This is a genomic window from Thalassobellus sediminis (assembly GCF_044386045.1).
Taxonomy (GTDB): domain Bacteria; phylum Bacteroidota; class Bacteroidia; order Flavobacteriales; family Flavobacteriaceae; genus Thalassobellus; species Thalassobellus sediminis.
Window position 1 is genome coordinate 1,063,917 of sequence record NZ_JBISCD010000040.1, and the last position, 16,812, is coordinate 1,080,728.

Here is a 16,812-nt window from a genome sequence, read left to right on the forward strand (position 1 = left end):
TAAGTGATGCTATTTATGGATTCTCTTTTACATAAGAATTCCATACTTCTCGTTCTTTCTTTTCAAATAACTCATTAATAATGTCTAATGAAATCGTGTCATTAGGTTTAAAATCATTTGAATTCATATAGTTTATAATGCTTTTGTATAATTGTTTTGCTACAGGTTGGTTGTTATTAACTTCATCTAAATTAATACTGCAAACCATTAGTTTTCCTTCGCCTACATGTGCTTCAAATAGCATTGCTAATCGTCTGTTTAAAAACCAAGTATCAATTGGTTGAACAATGGGTCTAAAATTAGCAGGAAAATTTTCAAGATTCATGATTTGTTGTCTGTTTGCAACTTCCCACCATTGTAAATCGCCATAATAATCTGTTGGAAAATCATTAAACACAGGGTGTTTGTCTTTTAATAAAATACCAGTTGTATGTGGAGGTCTCATTTTAAACCAAGAGGTATTCCAAAAAACAGGAGTTTGGTATTGTATAATGTCTTTTCCGTTTTCTACTTTACCTGCCGCTAACAATAATACGTTACCGCCCTGTTTTAAAATTTGAGTTGCTTTTGTATCTAAACTTTTGGTGATGTAGATATTGTTAGTATCAACTTTCGCCTCAGTTTTTGGATATACCCAAATATGCCATTGATTTGTGTAGTTTCCAACATGGACTTTTAAAGTTAATTTTGAAGCCTTTGTTACAAAATTTAATGGAACATTAATGTTACCAAGTTCATTGCATTTTCCAATAGGAATAGCTTCTGAATTTAAATTGCCAGATTGAAGGATTGAATTTGTTTTATCTAATAATTCCCATTTTGCGTTTGAATCTTTTAAGGCTTCACCACTAAAATTGGTAACTTCAACGTTAGCTGTTAAAGTTTCATTATTATAAAAGGTGTATTTAGGAAGTCTTACAAGTGGCACAACATCATTACAAAACGATTTAAATTCTTTAGCAGAAACATATCCTTTTTCATCCCAAAAAGCATCTAAAACGCCAACTAAAGCAGTGCCTTGACCAGAGAAATCGTTTAAACTTAACAACTGAAAGCCTGCTAAATTAGGCGTTCTTAACGTCGCTTCAATTTCTTGCTTGTAGCAAGATGCTTGTAGTTTTCCAGATGCCATTAAAAAATCATGTGCTTGATCTGCCATATGATGATCTTTTAAATTTTCTTGAAAAAGCTCGAAATTCTTTGCTTTTAGCGGGCCAGTATATTTTTTAATTTCATCAAAATTAGGGTACACACACCATTGTCCCATTTCAAAAGTAACATAAGGCCTGTTTTGGTTTTCAGTTTTGTCTCTATAATCAAATGTATTTTGTGGTTGTTCGTTTTTCCAGTTTAAACCACGAGGTGGAGAGCGTACAATAAAATCGCTATTTTCAATAATAGACCAACTTCTACCAGTGGAAGCTCCTGTAAATACACGTTGCGGATCGTAGGTTCTAAAATGACTTACCCAATTTTCTAAATAAGGCACATAATTTCCTGAAGGTTCATTTCCATAAGCCATCATACAAAACGACGGGTGATTTCCGTAGGTATCAATAATGCGTTTTGTTTCTTCCATTAAATAGGTGTCAATGGGTTTGCCATTTCCTAAACTCACAGAATATTTTGCCCAACTCGGACCTTCAACTTGAAGGTAAATCCCCGCTTTATCTGCTGCTATAAAGGCAGCTTCTGGCGGGCAATACGAATGAAAACGCATGTGGTTTAATCCGAATGATTTACATATTTCATAAATACGCGTCCATGAAGCTTCATCTGTTGGCGGATAACCTGTTAATGGAAATACGCTACATTCTGTAGTGCCTCTTAAAGATATTGGAGTGCCATTTATTTTAAAATGTTTATCTTCTATAGTGAATGCTCGCATTCCGAAAATAGCTTCTTTTGCATCTTGAATACCACCTTTATCTTCTATAGTGACTTCAATGTTATATAAGTTTGGGTCAAACTCGCTCCAAGTTTTAAAATCATCACCCATTGGGGTTTTAATTGAAAGCTCACTTGTTTCATTTTCAAATATGAATGACGAAGGTTTTAAACTATGCTCATGATTGAGTCCATTTATTTTAATAGAAACTTGAATGTTTTTCTGAGCTTTTTTGTTCAGAATAATTTTAGCTTGAATATTTTTATCGCCAAGATTAGGTGTTATTTTAAGTTGATTAATTTTGTATTCATTGATTGGGTATAAAACCATATTTCCAACAATACCGTTCCAATTTCCTTGTGTATGGTCTGAAATACTATGAGAATTAATTCCAACATCTAAATCTCTAATGGCATTATCCACACGAATAGTTACTGTGTGCTTTCCTGGTTTTATGTTTTGGTTAAAAGTATATTGGTGAGATGCCGACAAACTGTTATGAGAACCACCATAAACTGTATCTATCCAAACCTGTGTTTGCCAATGTGGTCTTTCTAATTCTAAACCTATGGTTTTGTTGTTCCATTTTTCTGGAATTATAATGTCTTTTTGATACCAAGCTGCACCTACATAATGTTTGTTGGGTGTTAACCAAAACGGAAATTTTAAGCTGTCTTTTTTTCTGTATTTACGCATTGCTGGATTAAAAAACCAGGTGCTATCGTATATGCTTCCTGTCCATTCGGTTGTTAATGTTGGATTGTCTCCAATGCCTTTATCTCTTAAAGAACTTGGTAGTTGAATGGTGTCTTTGAATTTAAGAGTTTGCCATTTTTCTTTTAAACCAACGTTTTCTTTGTCTAGTCTGTACGACCAATTTCCTTCTAAATTAATTTGTTTAGTAGGTGAAGTGCATTGAAAAAGAGAAAAAATTAAAAAAAAGGTTAGTAATGGTTTTATTGACATTGGTAAAAAGTTGTTTAATTATGAATTTAGAATAGTAAATAAAATGAATATTCTTTTTTTTATTTAGAGTACTTATTTTAAGAATATTTTAAATGCATGAATACCAGTTTCATCTTTAATTTTTATAAAATAAAGTCCCGTTGTATATCCTTTTAAATCTACACTTTTAATATTATTAGCTTGTTTTTGAAGCAATAATTTACCAATACTATTATAAACATTAATAGTTCCATTATTTGCTCCACTTATATAAACTTTTCCTGAAGTAGGGTTAGGGTATAGTTTTATTTTTGAACTATTTATTTCTTTAGCATCAACAGATAAAGTTTCATTAGCTAAATAAATATTTGGAGCCGCAGGAACTGGCATATCAGTACCTAAAAAGAAACCAGTATGGGCAGGTTGGTTATATGCTACATTTTGCCAAGCAATACTAGTTCTGTAAACAGGGTCATGCATTAAGGTGAAGATGCGTTCTGTTGGCATGTCTTTAGAAGACATTATTACAAGATATGTGTTGTTTGATGCACGCCAAATAATTTCTTCTCTCCAATCACCAATTATATCTGCAATTAAACAAGGATTTGATTTAGAACTATTGTTACTAGCTAATTCAAGTCCATCATAATTATATGCTGTTAAAACTCGACTAGTTCCGCTACCATTCCATTCGGTAATTACAGTTCTATCTACAAGCTCTCTTGATAAATCGCCATCATACCAAGCAGCCATGTTGTAGGAAGCACCATTACCTGCTGTGGTTGGGTAAGTTGTTGAAATTACATTTCCGTTTACATCGTGTATTCCAGTGCCATCAGATGCCCATGCTTCAGCTCCAGGATAGTTTGGGTCAATATCGGCTATTAAACATCTGCCAATATCTGCTGTTCCACTATTTTGATTTACTTGCCAAAATATTTCTCCTAGTTGGTTTCCTCTAAAATCGGTTTTTGGAATCACATTAGTATGAAAAGCTCCAAAGTTTCCAAGAGGAGTATTTCTACTATATCCTGCTGATTCATGACAAGTAAAATATTCTAGACCAGGACTGTTTGGATTAAAGTCGCCTAAATGACTAGCGTCTCCATGTTTGTAACCAGTAGAATTGAAAGGTGTTCCATCATCATCAACAGTTAAAGAACCGTAAATTATTTCATCTTTTCCGTCTTGATCAACATCTCCAACAGTTACACTATGATTTCCTTGCTCCTCGTATTGACTACCGGCTGTATTAGAATCGAATACCCATTTGTTTTGTAAGTTTGTGCCATCAAAGTCCCATGCCGCTAAAACCGTACGAGTATAGTATCCTCTGCAAAATACTACACTTGGGTGTACACCATCAAGATAAGCCACACATGCTAAAAAACGATCGACCCTATTTCCATAATTATCTCCCCAGCTAGAAACACTACCTCTTGCAGGAATATAATCTACGGTATTAATAAAAGCTCCTGTTTCACCAGAAAAAACACTTAAATATTCAGGGCCGCTTAAAACATAGCCATTACTGTTACGGTAGTCAGCATTTTCATTTCCTAAAATGGTTCCTTCACTGTCAGTACTTCCGTCTGCTGTTTTACATACTAATTCGGCTTTTCCATCACCGTTTAAATCGTACACCATAAATTGAGTGTAATGCGATCCAGATCTTATGTTTTTTCCTAAATTAATTGTCCATAAAACGGTTCCATCCATTTCTAGGCCTTGCAAAATAGTATTTCCAGTATATCCGCTATGAGCGTTATCTTTTGCGTTTGTTGGATACCATTTAAGGATAATTTCATACTGACCATCACCATCTAAATCACCAACAGATGCGTCGTTTGCGTCATAGGTGTAAGTCACATTGTCTGGTGTTGTTCCTCCAGTTGGAGCAGAAATAGGTATTTTTTTGTAAATTTTATCCCAAGGTTCTACGGGTACTGAAAGCGATTGTTCTTCACCATCTATTACTGCGGCAACACTATATGAACCCGGAAAAAATGCGGTATTATCTGCAAAGTTACTAGCGCCAGTAATTGGTGTTGAATTTAATTTTGTTGAGCCTCTGTAAACATTGTAGGAAGCATTTGTAAATTCTGTTCCTAAAATTCTCCAACTTACTAAAACGGTATTACTACTAATTCTAATAGGAAGTACACCTCGGTCTAAATCTTCCATTTGCCTTTGAGCTATAGTTGTTAAGGAAAACAATATAAATACCAAAAGAAGTAGGTTCTTTTTGAAGAGGTTTATCAAAATTGTTTCTGTTTTATTTGTGTGTAATATCTTATTCATTTTAAATAGTTTAGCATGGTTTTTGGATGCTATCAAATGTATATTTTACATTTAAAAACTCTATCCTGTTGTATCCTGCTTATAAATTATTAAAAAGTAATTTTTGTTAACTCTTAATTCGAACTAAGTTTAATTAATAGCCTAAGTATATTTCTCTCTTCATCTAAGATACAGTATATTTAGGACTAATTTTTGAGCTTGAATAAAAAAATTTTCATTTTAGATATTACAGTTAGAGAGATACAACTATGAATTCTTTTTTCGATTTTTTATTTGGACAATATTCAATATATGAAACAATAGATATTGTGCTTGAAATAATAGCGGTAATCTTTGGTTTTTTATCTGTATGGTATTCAAAACAAAATAATATTTTAGTATTTCCAACTGGGATAATTAGTACTGTTATTTTTGTTTATTTATTGTTTAAGTGGGAGTTGTTAGGTGATATGATGATAAATGCCTACTATTTTATTATGAGCCTTTACGGTTGGTATATTTGGACACGAAAAGTTGATGAAAACCATGTAACTCCAATTTCAAAAATGTCGTTTAACGAGAAAAAAATAAGTGTAGCTATATTTTTAGCTACACTTATTTTTGTTTATTTAGTTTACAATGTATTTGATAAATGGACAAGTTGGGTCGCATATGTTGATACGCTTACTACCGCTGTGTTTTTTGTAGGTATGTGGCTTATGGCAAAGAGAAAATTAGAGAATTGGATGTTTTGGATTGTAGGTGATTTAATTTCAGTTCCATTATATTTTCATAAGGGATTTACATTTACAAGTTTACAATATTTAGTGTTTACAGTAATAGCTGTATTTGGTTATTTAACATGGAAGAAAAGTATAAACAAGAATCTGCAAATTGTGTAAAAGTAGTTTTGTTTGGTCCTGAATCAACAGGTAAAACAACTTTGTCTAGGCAATTGGCTAGACATTATAATTCTAGTTGGGTACCTGAGTTTGCGAGAGAGTATCTTCAAGATAAATGGAATAATGAGCGAAAAACATTTGAAGTCGATGATTTGTTACCCATTGCAGAAGGTCAAATAAAACTTGAAAATGAATTGGCAAAAAAAACAAATACAGTTTTAATTTGTGATACCGATTTATTAGAAACCAAAGTGTATTCTGAAGCTTATTACTCTGGGAGTTGTGATTCTGTACTTGAAAAGCATGCGTTAGAAAATACGTACGATTTGTATTTTTTAACCTATATTGACACGCCTTGGGAAGCTGATGATTTGCGTGATAAACCAGCACTTAGAGAAAAAATGTTTAAAGCTTTTGAGGAAGCATTGGTTGTAAATAAAAGGCCTTATGTGTTATTAAAAGGAAATAAAAAAGAACGTTTAGAATTAGCAATTAAACATATTGATTTACTATTAAAAAATAATTAATGTTTACTGAAGAAGATATTCAACAAATAGAAAATAAAGGAATAACACAAGAACAAGTTAATGCTCAAATAAGTCGTATTAAAAATGGTATGTCTTATTCTAACCTAATTGAAGCAGCTACTATTGGGAAAGGGATAGCGTCTTTTAATGAGGATGAAATAAAAGCCCTTATAGAACTGTATAATGCGAAACAAAATGAATTATCTATTGTGAAGTTTGTGCCTGCTTCAGGTGCAGCAACACGTATGTTTAAATTTTTATTTCAGTTTTTAAAAAACTTTGATGGTTCAAATGAAAGTATAGATGATTATACTGAAAGACAAAAAGATACATTAATAAAAACCTTTATTTCTAATTTAGAGGCATTTCCTTTTTATAGCGAAGTAATTGCAAAAGTAAAAGCATCAAATTCTAGTTTTGAAAGTTTATCAAAAAGTGAGCAGTATTTTGAGTTAGTAAAAACGATGTTGAATGTAGATGGTTTAAATTATAGTTTTTTACCAAAAGGTTTGTTGCCATTTCATAAATATGACAATCAAGTAGTAACTGCTTTTTACGAGCATTTGTTTGAATCTACTTTATATGCATCTTCTAATAAGAAATCTAATTTACATTTTACGGTTTCAGAACAACATCACGATTATTTTAATTCGGAGTTAAGTAGAATTAAGACTGATTTAGAGCAAAAAACAAATACGGTTTTTAATGTGTCATATTCTTATCAAAATCAAGCGACAGAAACTGTAGCATTAAAAAATGATGGAGAAGTTTTTAGAAATGAAGATGGTTCTATTTTATTTAGACCAGCTGGTCATGGCGCGTTATTAGAAAATTTAAATAAGTTGAATAACGATCTTGTTTTCATAAAAAACATAGATAATATTGTTGTTGCTAACACTAATATTGAAGTTTCAGAATACAAAAAATTACTTGCAGGTGTTCTTGTTGAAATTCAAGAAGAGGCTTTTAAGTTTTTAAATCAACTAGATAGTGATTTGGTTTCTGAAAATGACATGCTAAAAATAGCTATGTTTTTATCTAATAAATTAAATGTTTCAATTGATACAGAGTTTGATGATTTCGCTTCCGAAGCAAAAAGAAATTATTTAAAAGATAATTTAAACAGACCTATTCGTGTTTGCGGAATGGTTAAAAATGAAGGAGAACCTGGTGGTGGTCCGTTTTGGGTAAAAGACGAAAACGGCAACATTTCATTACAAATCGTTGAGTTTGCTCAAATAGATATTGATAATAATGAACAAGCAGATATTGTTAAAAATGCGACCCATTTCAATCCAACAGATTTAGTTTGTGGTGTTAAAAATTATAAAGGAGAAAAGTTTAATCTTTTAGATTTTGTAGATCCTGAAGCTGCTTTTATAACCATGAAAACGCAAAACGGTATTGATATTAAAGCATTAGAGCTTCCTGGACTATGGAATGGAAGTATGGCGTATTGGAATTCTATATTTGTAGAGGTGCCTTTAGAAACTTTTAACCCTGTAAAAACGGTAAACGATCTACTTAAAGATCCGCATCAAGCGTAAACATGTTTAATACTGAAGCCTTATTAAAAGAGTTAACCTTTAAAGCTATTAGAAGTTCTGGGGCAGGAGGTCAGCACGTTAATAAAGTCGCTTCAAAAGTAGAGTTGGTTTTTAATTTAAAGGAGTCTTCAGTTTTTAAAGAAGAACAAAAACAGCGTCTTTTTAATAAGCTTCAAAATAGATTAACAAAAGAAGGTGTTTTAATTTTACAATGCGGAGAAGGTAGAAGTCAGCATAAAAATAAAGAGCTAGTAATTAAACGGTTTTTTAACTTAATAAGAATAGGATTAATAATCCCTAAAAAACGTGTACCTACAAAAATCCCTAAATCAGTCATTAAAAAACGATTGAAAAATAAACGTAATCTATCTGAAAAAAAAGCAAATAGAAGGAAACCTAATTTAGATTAAAAAAACTGATAAATAATAATTGATTATCAATTATTCGTTAGTACATTTGCACCGTTCTCAAAAAAGGGGTGCCTATTATCGGCTGAGATCATACCCATTGAACCTAGAACAGGTAATGCTGTTTAGGAAATCGAGTTCTAATTTATACCATATTTGGTGTAGGCTTGAATTCATGGAAACGAAGCATGTGCTTCAAAAATTAATTTATTAATAACTAAGAATAATTACCTCTTTTTATTCGATTATAATTCATAATCGTATGAAAAATTTATTTCTTTTTTTAACACTATTAGTGTTATCAGTCAGTGCAAATGCACAACAAAATCAAGTACAACAAGATTCAACTAAAACAGAAAAACTAGATGAGGTTTTAGTAAATGCAGTGCGTGTAAACGCAGATTCTCCAATTACGCATTCTAATGTGACAAAAGAACAATTAGAAAAGCGCAATTTAGGACAGGATATTCCTATTTTACTTAACTATTTACCATCTGTCGTTACAACTAGTGATGCCGGAGCAGGAGTTGGGTATACTGGTATTCGTGTACGTGGTACAGATGCTACACGTGTTAATGTAACAATTAACGGAATTCCTTATAACGACCCAGAAAGTCAAGGTACATTTTGGGTTAATTTAGGTGATTTTGCATCATCAACTGAAAGTTTACAATTACAACGTGGTGTAGGAACATCAACGAATGGTTCGGGTGCTTTCGGTGCGAGTTTAAATTTGCTTACAGATGCGTTTTCTAAAGAAGCTACTGGCGAAATTTCTAATAGTTTTGGTAGCTATAATACACGTAAACATACTGTGAAATTAAGTACAGGGTTGTTAAATAACCATTTTGAAATTTCAGGACGTTTTTCAAAGATAGATTCTGATGGTTATGTAGATAGAGCCTTTACAGATTTAAAATCATATTTTCTTCAAGGAGTTTATAAAGATGGCAATACTTTAATTAAAGCTTTATCATTTGGTGGTCAGGAATATACGTATCAATCTTGGTTTGGATTAACTGCCGATGAATTAAAAGAAGATCGTCGTCAAAACCCATATACTTATGAAAATGAAACTGATAATTATTGGCAAGATCATTACCAATTGCATTGGAATGAGCGTTTAGATAATAATTGGTCTACTAACTTAGGTTTAAACTATACAAAAGGAAAAGGGTATTTTGAACAGTACAAACCAGAAGAAACAGCTTCAGATTTTAATAATTTAATTGAAGATGATTCAGATGTTATTGTTCGCAGATGGTTAGATAATGATTTTTATGTAATTAATGCCAATGTAACTTATAAGAAAAATGCTTTTGAAATTATTACAGGACTTTCATATAATACTTATTCAGGTGATCATTTTGGTGAGGTTATTTGGGGAAGTAATTTAACTCCTAACACTAATATTAGAGATAGGTATTATGAAGGCGATGCTACTAAAAACGATTTCAGTGTTTTTTCTAAAGCAACTTTTAAAGTAGTTGATAATTTAACAGGTTTTATTGATTTACAAGGACGTTTTGTACGTTATAAAACCAATGGGTTGAATTCTGATAGAGTTTCTTTTATTACAGATGCTAAGTTTAATTTCTTTAATCCTAAAGCAGGATTAACCTATAAGAATTCTGAGACTAGTAGTTTTTATGCATCGTATGCAAGAGCAAATAGAGAACCAAACCGTGACGATTTTGAAGCTGGAGTAACCGAAAATGAAACTCTAAATGATATTGAATTAGGGTGGCGTTATAACACGAGTAAAGCTCATATAAGTACAAACTTGTATTATATGTTTTATAAAAATCAATTAGTATTAACCGGAGAACTTGATGATGTTGGAAGCCCAATAAGAGCAACTAGTGGTAAGAGTTATAGGTTAGGATTAGAAGTAGATGCTAATATTCAATATTGTAAATCTTTCAGTACTTCAACAAATATTGCAGTAAGTAGTAATAAGAATAAAGATTTTACATCATCAATTGATGGTAGTTTGGTTAATTTAGGAAATACTAACATTTCTTTTTCACCAGATTTAGTAATAGGAAATGCACTTAACTTTTTTCCTGTGGAAAACTTACAATTATCTTTTTTAAGTAAATTCGTTGGAGAACAATTTATGGGAAATGTAGATTCTAACGCATCAAAATTAAATGATTATTTCGTGAATGATTTTAATGTAGTTTACGAAATAAAACCAAAATCAATATTTAAATCAATACTATTATCTGGTATAGTTAATAATGTGTTTGGTAAAGAATATGTTTCTAACGGATATTATTATACTTATGATGATACTTGGTCTAATGCAGGAGTAACTACAACTATTGAAGGTGCAGGCTACTACCCACAAGCAACAACAAACTTTTTAGTAGGAGCTACTTTTAAGTTTTAAATGTTTGTAAAAGAAAACATGTTTGAAGATTATTTTGGGATAGTTGAAACAACTATCCCAAAATCTTCAGATACAACTATAAAGGCTGCGTTTAAAAATTTTCTAAAACAGCCTGAATTTTATAAAAAAGAATTTCTTCAAACGTATTATAATTGTGGTTTTGATGGCTATTCTTTTTTAGGGCAAAACGATAGTATCAATCAATATGATACCGATTTGTTACATTCTTTTGTGCTTTCAGAATTTTCTAAGCAAGTGCTTTTTCCAAAAGAGTTTCATGCTTTTTTACAGAATGATTGGAAGACGCTAATTTCAAAAATAAAAACCATAGAGCTGTATGTTATTGAGCAACTAAAAATAGAAGGCTTAAAAGCATTTTACGAAGATTCTATAGGGCACATGGTATCTTGTAATTTTTATCCTAAAGTAGATACAGAGGTTACCACGCCTTTAAGGCTATCTAAACATAAAGACGTGTCATTATTTACCGTTTTTGTTTTTGGTTCAGCTGATGGGTTTTCATATCAAAACTTTAGTAATAAAAAAGAAGCGTTACATGCAAGTCAAAATATTGTTGTCTTTCCTGGGTATTTATTAGAGTTTTTAACCAAAGGAAAATACAAAGCATTAGAGCATCAAGTAGATTTTACAGCAGTTAATAAAGAACGTTTTTCGTTTGCTTTTTTCTCTTTACCTAAGCCATTTCAGGATATAGAGTTTAATGATTTACAGTTTACAAGCGAATCTTATTTTAAAAATTACTTAGCACTATTTTAATGGATTTTTATTTAGAACTTATAGCTGTAATACTAGGTTTAGCTTATTTGTTTTTTTTAATTAAAGAACATATTATTTGTTGGCTATTTGGCGTATTAGGATCGCTATTTAGTATTTTGTTGTTTTATAGAACGGGCTTATATGCCGAATCTATTTTATACATCTATTATGTTATTATTGGTGTTTATGGTTTTGTTTATTGGAAAAAAGCCATTCAAGAAAACAACGAATTTAAAGTAACAGATTTTTCAATAAGCACCTATTTGTATTTAATTATTTTAGGAGAACTATTGGCTATTATTTTAGGCTATTGTTTTGATAATTATACCGATGCTAAAATGCCTTATTTAGATGCACAAACAACTGTTTTTAGCTTTATAGCTAGTTATTTAGAAGCTAAAAAAAAGCTTGGAGCTTGGAAATTTTGGATTGTTATAAATTTTGTAACCATTGCCTTGTATTTCAATAGAAACTTAAGTCTTTATACAGGTTTAACAGTTATTTATACCGTATTTTCATTTGTAGGTTATAAGAAATGGAAAAAGAAAATAGCTAATCAAACAGAAGGATGATTCGCTTTTTTTAATTGTTAAAAACTCGAATAATATTGCCAGCAACTTCAACACGATAGGGTTTTAAAGTATAGCCTCCATTAGTGCCTTCTCTCATTGACCCTGTTAAAATATCGTAACTATTACCATCATCACAACCGCAAGTTGCAATAACTCCCTCAACATTTAATTTAGAACATGAGCTAGGAACATGGTTAGGGTCTGTTAATTCAAAGGCTGAATATTGATTTCCGCCAATATAATAAAGAACAACACCTTTTAAACCATACGAATTTAGAATTTCATGATTGCCTGAGAATTGAAGCTGACTATATTCTGGTAAATTAATATTTACTAAGTTACCAGTATTAAAATTAATATTAGGAATATTCGGGTTTGGTTTAATATCATCATTCTTGCTACAAGCAACTAAAAAGATAAGGCTAAGAGTAAATAATATAGATTTCATGACTTATAAAAATATGATTTGCAATTTACAACAAAAAGTAAACTGAGTTGTTTTTTTTGTATATTTGTTATTCAATCTCGTTTATACGGGATTTTTTTTATGCTGGACTCGTTCAGCATTTTATTATTAAATATAACGATGAAGTTATGAGTAAAGTATCATACTATACACCAGAAGGATTAAAAAAATTAAGAGAAGAGCTTAAACAACTAAAAGATATAGAACGTGTAAAGGCTTCAAGAGCTATTGCAGAAGCAAGAGATAAAGGTGATTTAAGTGAAAATGCCGAATATGATGCTGCCAAAGAAGCACAAGGAATGTTAGAAATGCGTATTTCTAAACTTGAAGATGCTTTAGCAGGTGCTCGTGTTATTGATGAATCTCAAATGGATACGTCTAAAATATTAGTATTATCTAAGGTGAAAATAAAAAACCAAACTAACGGTATGGAAATGAACTATACATTGGTTGCTGATGGTGAGGCAGATTTAGCAACAGGAAAGATTTCTGTAAACTCTCCTATTGGTAAAGGCTTATTAGGAAAATCTGTTGGCGATGTTGCCGAAATTCAAGTACCAAATGGAGTAATGAAATTTGATATTGTCGAAATTTCTAGATAGTTATTATTCCTGCGAAGGCAGAATCTATTTAAATATCATAAAATTCTAATTAAGATTCCTAATTAATATTATTAGGAATCTTTTATATTTACAGCTATTCTAACTCTCAACTTAATTATGGCTTCAATTTTTACAAAAATAGTTAATGGCGAAATTCCTTGTTATAAAATTGCCGAAACGGATGATTTTTTAGCATTCTTAGATGTTAACCCAAATAGTAAAGGGCATACACTTTGTATTCCTAAAAAGGAAGTTGATAAAATTTTCGATCTAGATGAAACTACTTATAATGGAATTATGAGTTTTTCTAGAGAGGTTGCTATTGCAATTGAAAAAGCAATTCCTTGTAATAGAGTTGGAGTTACTGTAATTGGTTTAGAGGTGCCACATGCGCACGTACATTTAATTCCGTTGCATACTATGGAAGATGCTCGTTTTATTAAAAAAGAAGCGTTGACTGTAGAAGAATTTAAAGCTACAGCTGAAGCTATAAAAGCACAATTATAAATTTGTATAAAGTATTATAGATATAATAGTTAAAATAATTATTGTAACTGTTAAACTAATAACAATCCATGATGCTTTCTTTAAAAAGGTAGATGCTTTTTTAGGAACAAACGCTTTTTTCTGATATGCAACTACACGTTCAATATCATCAGTCCATTGTACAGGATAAATACTAGTATTACAAGTTTTGCAGTCAATTTCATGTTTAACTTCTGTAGTAATAGACTTCTTAAATTTAGTTTCAATAAATCGCTGTTTAAAGCTTAATATCAAGCCTTCTTTACTATAGCATTCGGGGCAATTGTTTTTTAAATGAACTTCTTTTATAAGTATAAGCTTATCCTGCATGTTCTATAGCACGTTTTAAGGCAATTTGTATGGTGGTTCCTTTTCCTATTTCAGATTGTAAAACTTTTATTTTACCATCATGAAAATCTTCAATAATACGTTTTGTAAGCGATAATCCTAAGCCCCAACCTCGTTTTTTTGTGGTATAACCCGTGTCAAATATTCTATTAAAATCTTTTTTAAGAATACCTTTCCCTGTATCGCTAACACTTACTTTTATATTGTTTTCTAGTTGCGAAATTTCTACGGTAAGTTTGCCACGACCTTTCATAGCATCAATAGCATTTTTTACTAAGTTTTCAATGGTCCAACTATATAGTTGCTTATTAAGGTTTACAATAATATCTCCTTCAGGTATTATAATTTTAAAATCTACTAGCTTAGAAGATCTCGATTTTAAATAATCATAGGAGTTTATAGTTTCTTCAATAATATTTAATGGTTCTAAAACAGGAATGGAGCCAATTTTACTAAAACGTTCGGTAATAGTTTGTAGCCTGTCTATATCTTTTTCCATTTCAATAATATAATCTGGATCTACATTTTCTGTTTTTAAAATTTCTGTCCATCCAATTAAGGAAGATAAAGGGGTACCAATTTGATGCGCTGTTTCTTTTGCCATACCAGACCAAAGTTTATTTTGGATGGCATTTTTATTGCTACTGTAAAAAAAGAAGATAACGGCACCAAATAAAAATACAATAAGAAGTAGTGCTAATGGATAATATTTTAGCTTGTTTATAAGCGGTGAGTTACCGTAGTGAAGTGTTAGGTTTAAACCCTGAAGAATTAAAGGTTCATTTTCCGAATTAAACTTTTTAATTAATTTAGTTGAATGTTTATAAACATAAATAGAATCTAAGTTTTCTTGAGTAGAATCTTTTAAAAGATCATACCCATTAATATTTCGGTAGCTTATAATGTTGTTTTCTGAATCTATAAGTAGCATTGGTGATGTTACGGTAGAATCTAGAACTATTTTTTGAGCTATTTTATTAATTTCTTGGTTAGGGGTGAAAAGATTTTTTGAAAATTCATTGTAAGCATAAGTCCAAGTTTTCATTTTTATACGTTCTTCTTTTTTAAAATGTTGAAAAAAGACATAAGTATTCCATAAAATTAGAGATACTATAGCAAAAGAAGCAACAATAATAACCCATTTAAATACATTACTATTTTTGGTCAAAATCATGGTGGTATTAATTAATTATGTAATATAATGCAAATCTGTTAATATTATTGTTCAAGTTGTTAGTAAATCAGTTTTTAGTTGAAGAACATAATAGTTACATTTGTTCAAAATAAAAAAGTTTAATAACCTTATTAGGTGTAAAAACCTTGTGTGTTAGTTAAATAGACGGTTTTATTTGGTTCAGATTTACTAATTTTATTTTTTTTACTTGTAGTTTTTGTTCAGTTTAAATACAAATTGAATAATATTATTAAGTTAAAAAAAGTTAATTTTAAAATAGTATTAATAGATATAAATAGGAATAAATGGAAGTTCAAGGAAGAATTAAAATGGTAGGAGAAACTCAAACTTTTGGTAGTAATGGGTTTAGAAAAAGAGAAGTTGTTGTAACAACAGAAGAACAATACCCACAACATATAATGGTGGAGTTTGTACAAGATAAAACTGAGTTGTTGAATAGCTATAAAGAAGGACAACAAGTAAAAATAAGCATCAATTTAAGAGGTAGAGAATGGGTTAATCCACAAGGAGAAACTAAATATTTTAATTCTATACAAGGATGGAGAATTGAAGCATTACAAGCTGAAGCTTCTGGAGGAAATATGCCACCAGTACCACCAGCAGATGCTTTTGAACCAGCAGGCGATTTAAAAGAAGACGATCACGACGATTTACCGTTTTAATAAATACGACACTAAAACTCCTTCACTAATTAGAGGGAAGGTGGATTTTTTGATTTCTTAAAGAATCCAAAACCGTAAGGGTCTAAAATTTAACCTCAATATTTTAAAAATGTTGAGGTTTTTTACTTTTAAAAGATGCATTATTTAACAAAAAACATATGGTTTCCAGATGTAAATGAAGCTACTGAAGATGGCATTCTAGCTATTGGAGGCGATTTATCTGTAGAGCGTTTATTGTTGGCTTATAAATCGGGCATTTTTCCTTGGTTTGAAACAGAAGTGCCAATTTTATGGTGGTCTCCAAATCCGCGTTTTGTATTGTTTCCAGAGAAATTAAAAGTCTCTAAAAGTATGAGACAAGTATTGCGTAATAAAGATTTTACAGTAACAGTTAACAAAGCTTTTAAAAGGGTAATAGAAGAATGTTCTATAGCTAAAAGAGATGGGCAAGCTGGTACTTGGATAACCAACGATATGATTGATGCTTATGTGAAATTACACGAATTAGGCTATGCCAAATCTGTTGAGGTTTGGAGAAACGATACACTTGTTGGTGGACTTTATGGTATTGATTTAGGTAACCAAGTTTTTTGTGGTGAAAGTATGTTTGCTAAAGTGAGTAATGCTAGCAAAGTGGGTTTTATAACGTTTATTCAAAACACCAATTATAAACTTGTTGATTGCCAAGTGTACACTAATCATTTAGAAAGCTTAGGTGCTGAAGAGATTTCTAGAGAAGTATTTTTGGAGTATTTGTGAAAGTAATTGAGTATT

General features: G+C 30.9%; 16 protein-coding genes. 11 read left to right on the forward strand and 5 right to left on the reverse strand.

The annotated features are described in order from the left end of the window. Positions 1 to 13 precede the first annotated feature (13 nt). Positions 14 to 2,854, reverse strand: a complete 2,841-nt coding sequence (locus tag ACH5TW_RS11195; protein ID WP_439336592.1) for a DUF8487 domain-containing protein — start codon at positions 2,852 to 2,854, stop codon at positions 14 to 16. Positions 2,855 to 2,926: 72 nt separating this feature from the next. Next, positions 2,927 to 5,134, reverse strand: coding sequence for a rhamnogalacturonan lyase family protein (locus ACH5TW_RS11200; protein WP_439336593.1), 2,208 nt, complete (start codon positions 5,132 to 5,134; stop codon positions 2,927 to 2,929). Between the two features lie 248 nt (positions 5,135 to 5,382). On the opposite strand from ACH5TW_RS11200, the gene pnuC (ACH5TW_RS11205) reads away from it, so the two are divergent. The 7 genes from pnuC (ACH5TW_RS11205) (at position 5,383) to pnuC (ACH5TW_RS11235) (ending at position 12,240) form a co-directional block, all read left to right on the forward strand. Next, entirely contained in the window at positions 5,383 to 6,015 is a 633-nt protein-coding gene (gene pnuC / locus ACH5TW_RS11205; protein ID WP_439336594.1) for a nicotinamide riboside transporter PnuC, read from the forward strand. Next, positions 5,976 to 6,542, forward strand: a complete 567-nt coding sequence (locus tag ACH5TW_RS11210; protein WP_439336595.1) for an AAA family ATPase — start codon at positions 5,976 to 5,978, stop codon at positions 6,540 to 6,542. The genes pnuC (ACH5TW_RS11205) and ACH5TW_RS11210 overlap by 40 nt, the downstream gene beginning before the upstream one ends. Beyond that, positions 6,542 to 8,089, forward strand: coding sequence for a DUF4301 family protein (locus ACH5TW_RS11215; RefSeq protein ID WP_439336596.1), 1,548 nt, complete (start codon positions 6,542 to 6,544; stop codon positions 8,087 to 8,089). The genes ACH5TW_RS11210 and ACH5TW_RS11215 overlap by 1 nt, the downstream gene beginning before the upstream one ends. A gap of 2 nt (positions 8,090 to 8,091) precedes the next feature. Then, a complete protein-coding gene (gene arfB / locus ACH5TW_RS11220) occupies positions 8,092 to 8,499 on the forward strand; it encodes an alternative ribosome rescue aminoacyl-tRNA hydrolase ArfB (protein ID WP_439336597.1) in 408 nt (135 codons plus the stop codon). 259 nt (positions 8,500 to 8,758) lie between these two features. After that, the gene (locus ACH5TW_RS11225; RefSeq protein ID WP_439336598.1) at positions 8,759 to 10,891 is read left to right on the forward strand and encodes a TonB-dependent receptor; all 2,133 of its coding nucleotides are present in this window, start codon (positions 8,759 to 8,761) and stop codon (positions 10,889 to 10,891) included. Further along, entirely contained in the window at positions 10,892 to 11,668 is a 777-nt protein-coding gene (locus ACH5TW_RS11230; RefSeq protein WP_439336599.1) for a 2OG-Fe(II) oxygenase family protein, read from the forward strand. It begins immediately after the preceding gene. Further along, positions 11,668 to 12,240 (forward strand): nicotinamide riboside transporter PnuC, encoded by a 573-nt coding sequence (gene pnuC / locus ACH5TW_RS11235; protein WP_439336600.1) that lies wholly within the window; start codon positions 11,668 to 11,670, stop codon positions 12,238 to 12,240. The genes ACH5TW_RS11230 and pnuC (ACH5TW_RS11235) overlap by 1 nt, the downstream gene beginning before the upstream one ends. A gap of 10 nt (positions 12,241 to 12,250) precedes the next feature. Here the strand turns inward: pnuC (ACH5TW_RS11235) and ACH5TW_RS11240 are convergent, their stop codons facing one another. Further along, positions 12,251 to 12,688: a Rieske (2Fe-2S) protein gene (locus ACH5TW_RS11240; protein ID WP_439336601.1), complete on the reverse strand. Its 438-nt coding sequence runs from the start codon at positions 12,686 to 12,688 to the stop codon at positions 12,251 to 12,253. A gap of 146 nt (positions 12,689 to 12,834) precedes the next feature. Between ACH5TW_RS11240 and greA the strand changes: the two genes are divergently transcribed. Both greA and ACH5TW_RS11250 read left to right on the forward strand, forming a co-directional pair. Then, complete coding sequence (gene greA / locus ACH5TW_RS11245) at positions 12,835 to 13,308, forward strand: transcription elongation factor GreA (protein WP_439336602.1); 474 nt, start codon at positions 12,835 to 12,837, stop codon at positions 13,306 to 13,308. Between the two features lie 117 nt (positions 13,309 to 13,425). Next, positions 13,426 to 13,815 (forward strand): HIT family protein, encoded by a 390-nt coding sequence (locus ACH5TW_RS11250; protein ID WP_439336603.1) that lies wholly within the window; start codon positions 13,426 to 13,428, stop codon positions 13,813 to 13,815. On the opposite strand, the gene ACH5TW_RS11255 is transcribed toward ACH5TW_RS11250, so the two are convergent. Continuing rightward, positions 13,810 to 14,163, reverse strand: a complete 354-nt coding sequence (locus ACH5TW_RS11255) for a hypothetical protein (RefSeq protein WP_439336604.1) — start codon at positions 14,161 to 14,163, stop codon at positions 13,810 to 13,812. The two genes, ACH5TW_RS11250 and ACH5TW_RS11255, sit on opposite strands and share 6 nt — an antisense overlap. After that, the gene (locus tag ACH5TW_RS11260; protein WP_439336605.1) at positions 14,153 to 15,355 is read right to left on the reverse strand and encodes a sensor histidine kinase; all 1,203 of its coding nucleotides are present in this window, start codon (positions 15,353 to 15,355) and stop codon (positions 14,153 to 14,155) included. Before ACH5TW_RS11260 ends, ACH5TW_RS11255 begins: the two co-directional genes overlap by 11 nt. Positions 15,356 to 15,660: 305 nt before the next feature. On the opposite strand from ACH5TW_RS11260, the gene ACH5TW_RS11265 reads away from it, so the two are divergent. Both ACH5TW_RS11265 and aat read left to right on the forward strand, forming a co-directional pair. Further along, positions 15,661 to 16,038, forward strand: coding sequence for a DUF3127 domain-containing protein (locus ACH5TW_RS11265; protein ID WP_439336606.1), 378 nt, complete (start codon positions 15,661 to 15,663; stop codon positions 16,036 to 16,038). Positions 16,039 to 16,173: 135 nt separating this feature from the next. Beyond that, positions 16,174 to 16,797: a leucyl/phenylalanyl-tRNA--protein transferase gene (gene aat / locus ACH5TW_RS11270; RefSeq protein WP_439336607.1), complete on the forward strand. Its 624-nt coding sequence runs from the start codon at positions 16,174 to 16,176 to the stop codon at positions 16,795 to 16,797. Positions 16,798 to 16,812 lie beyond the last annotated feature (15 nt).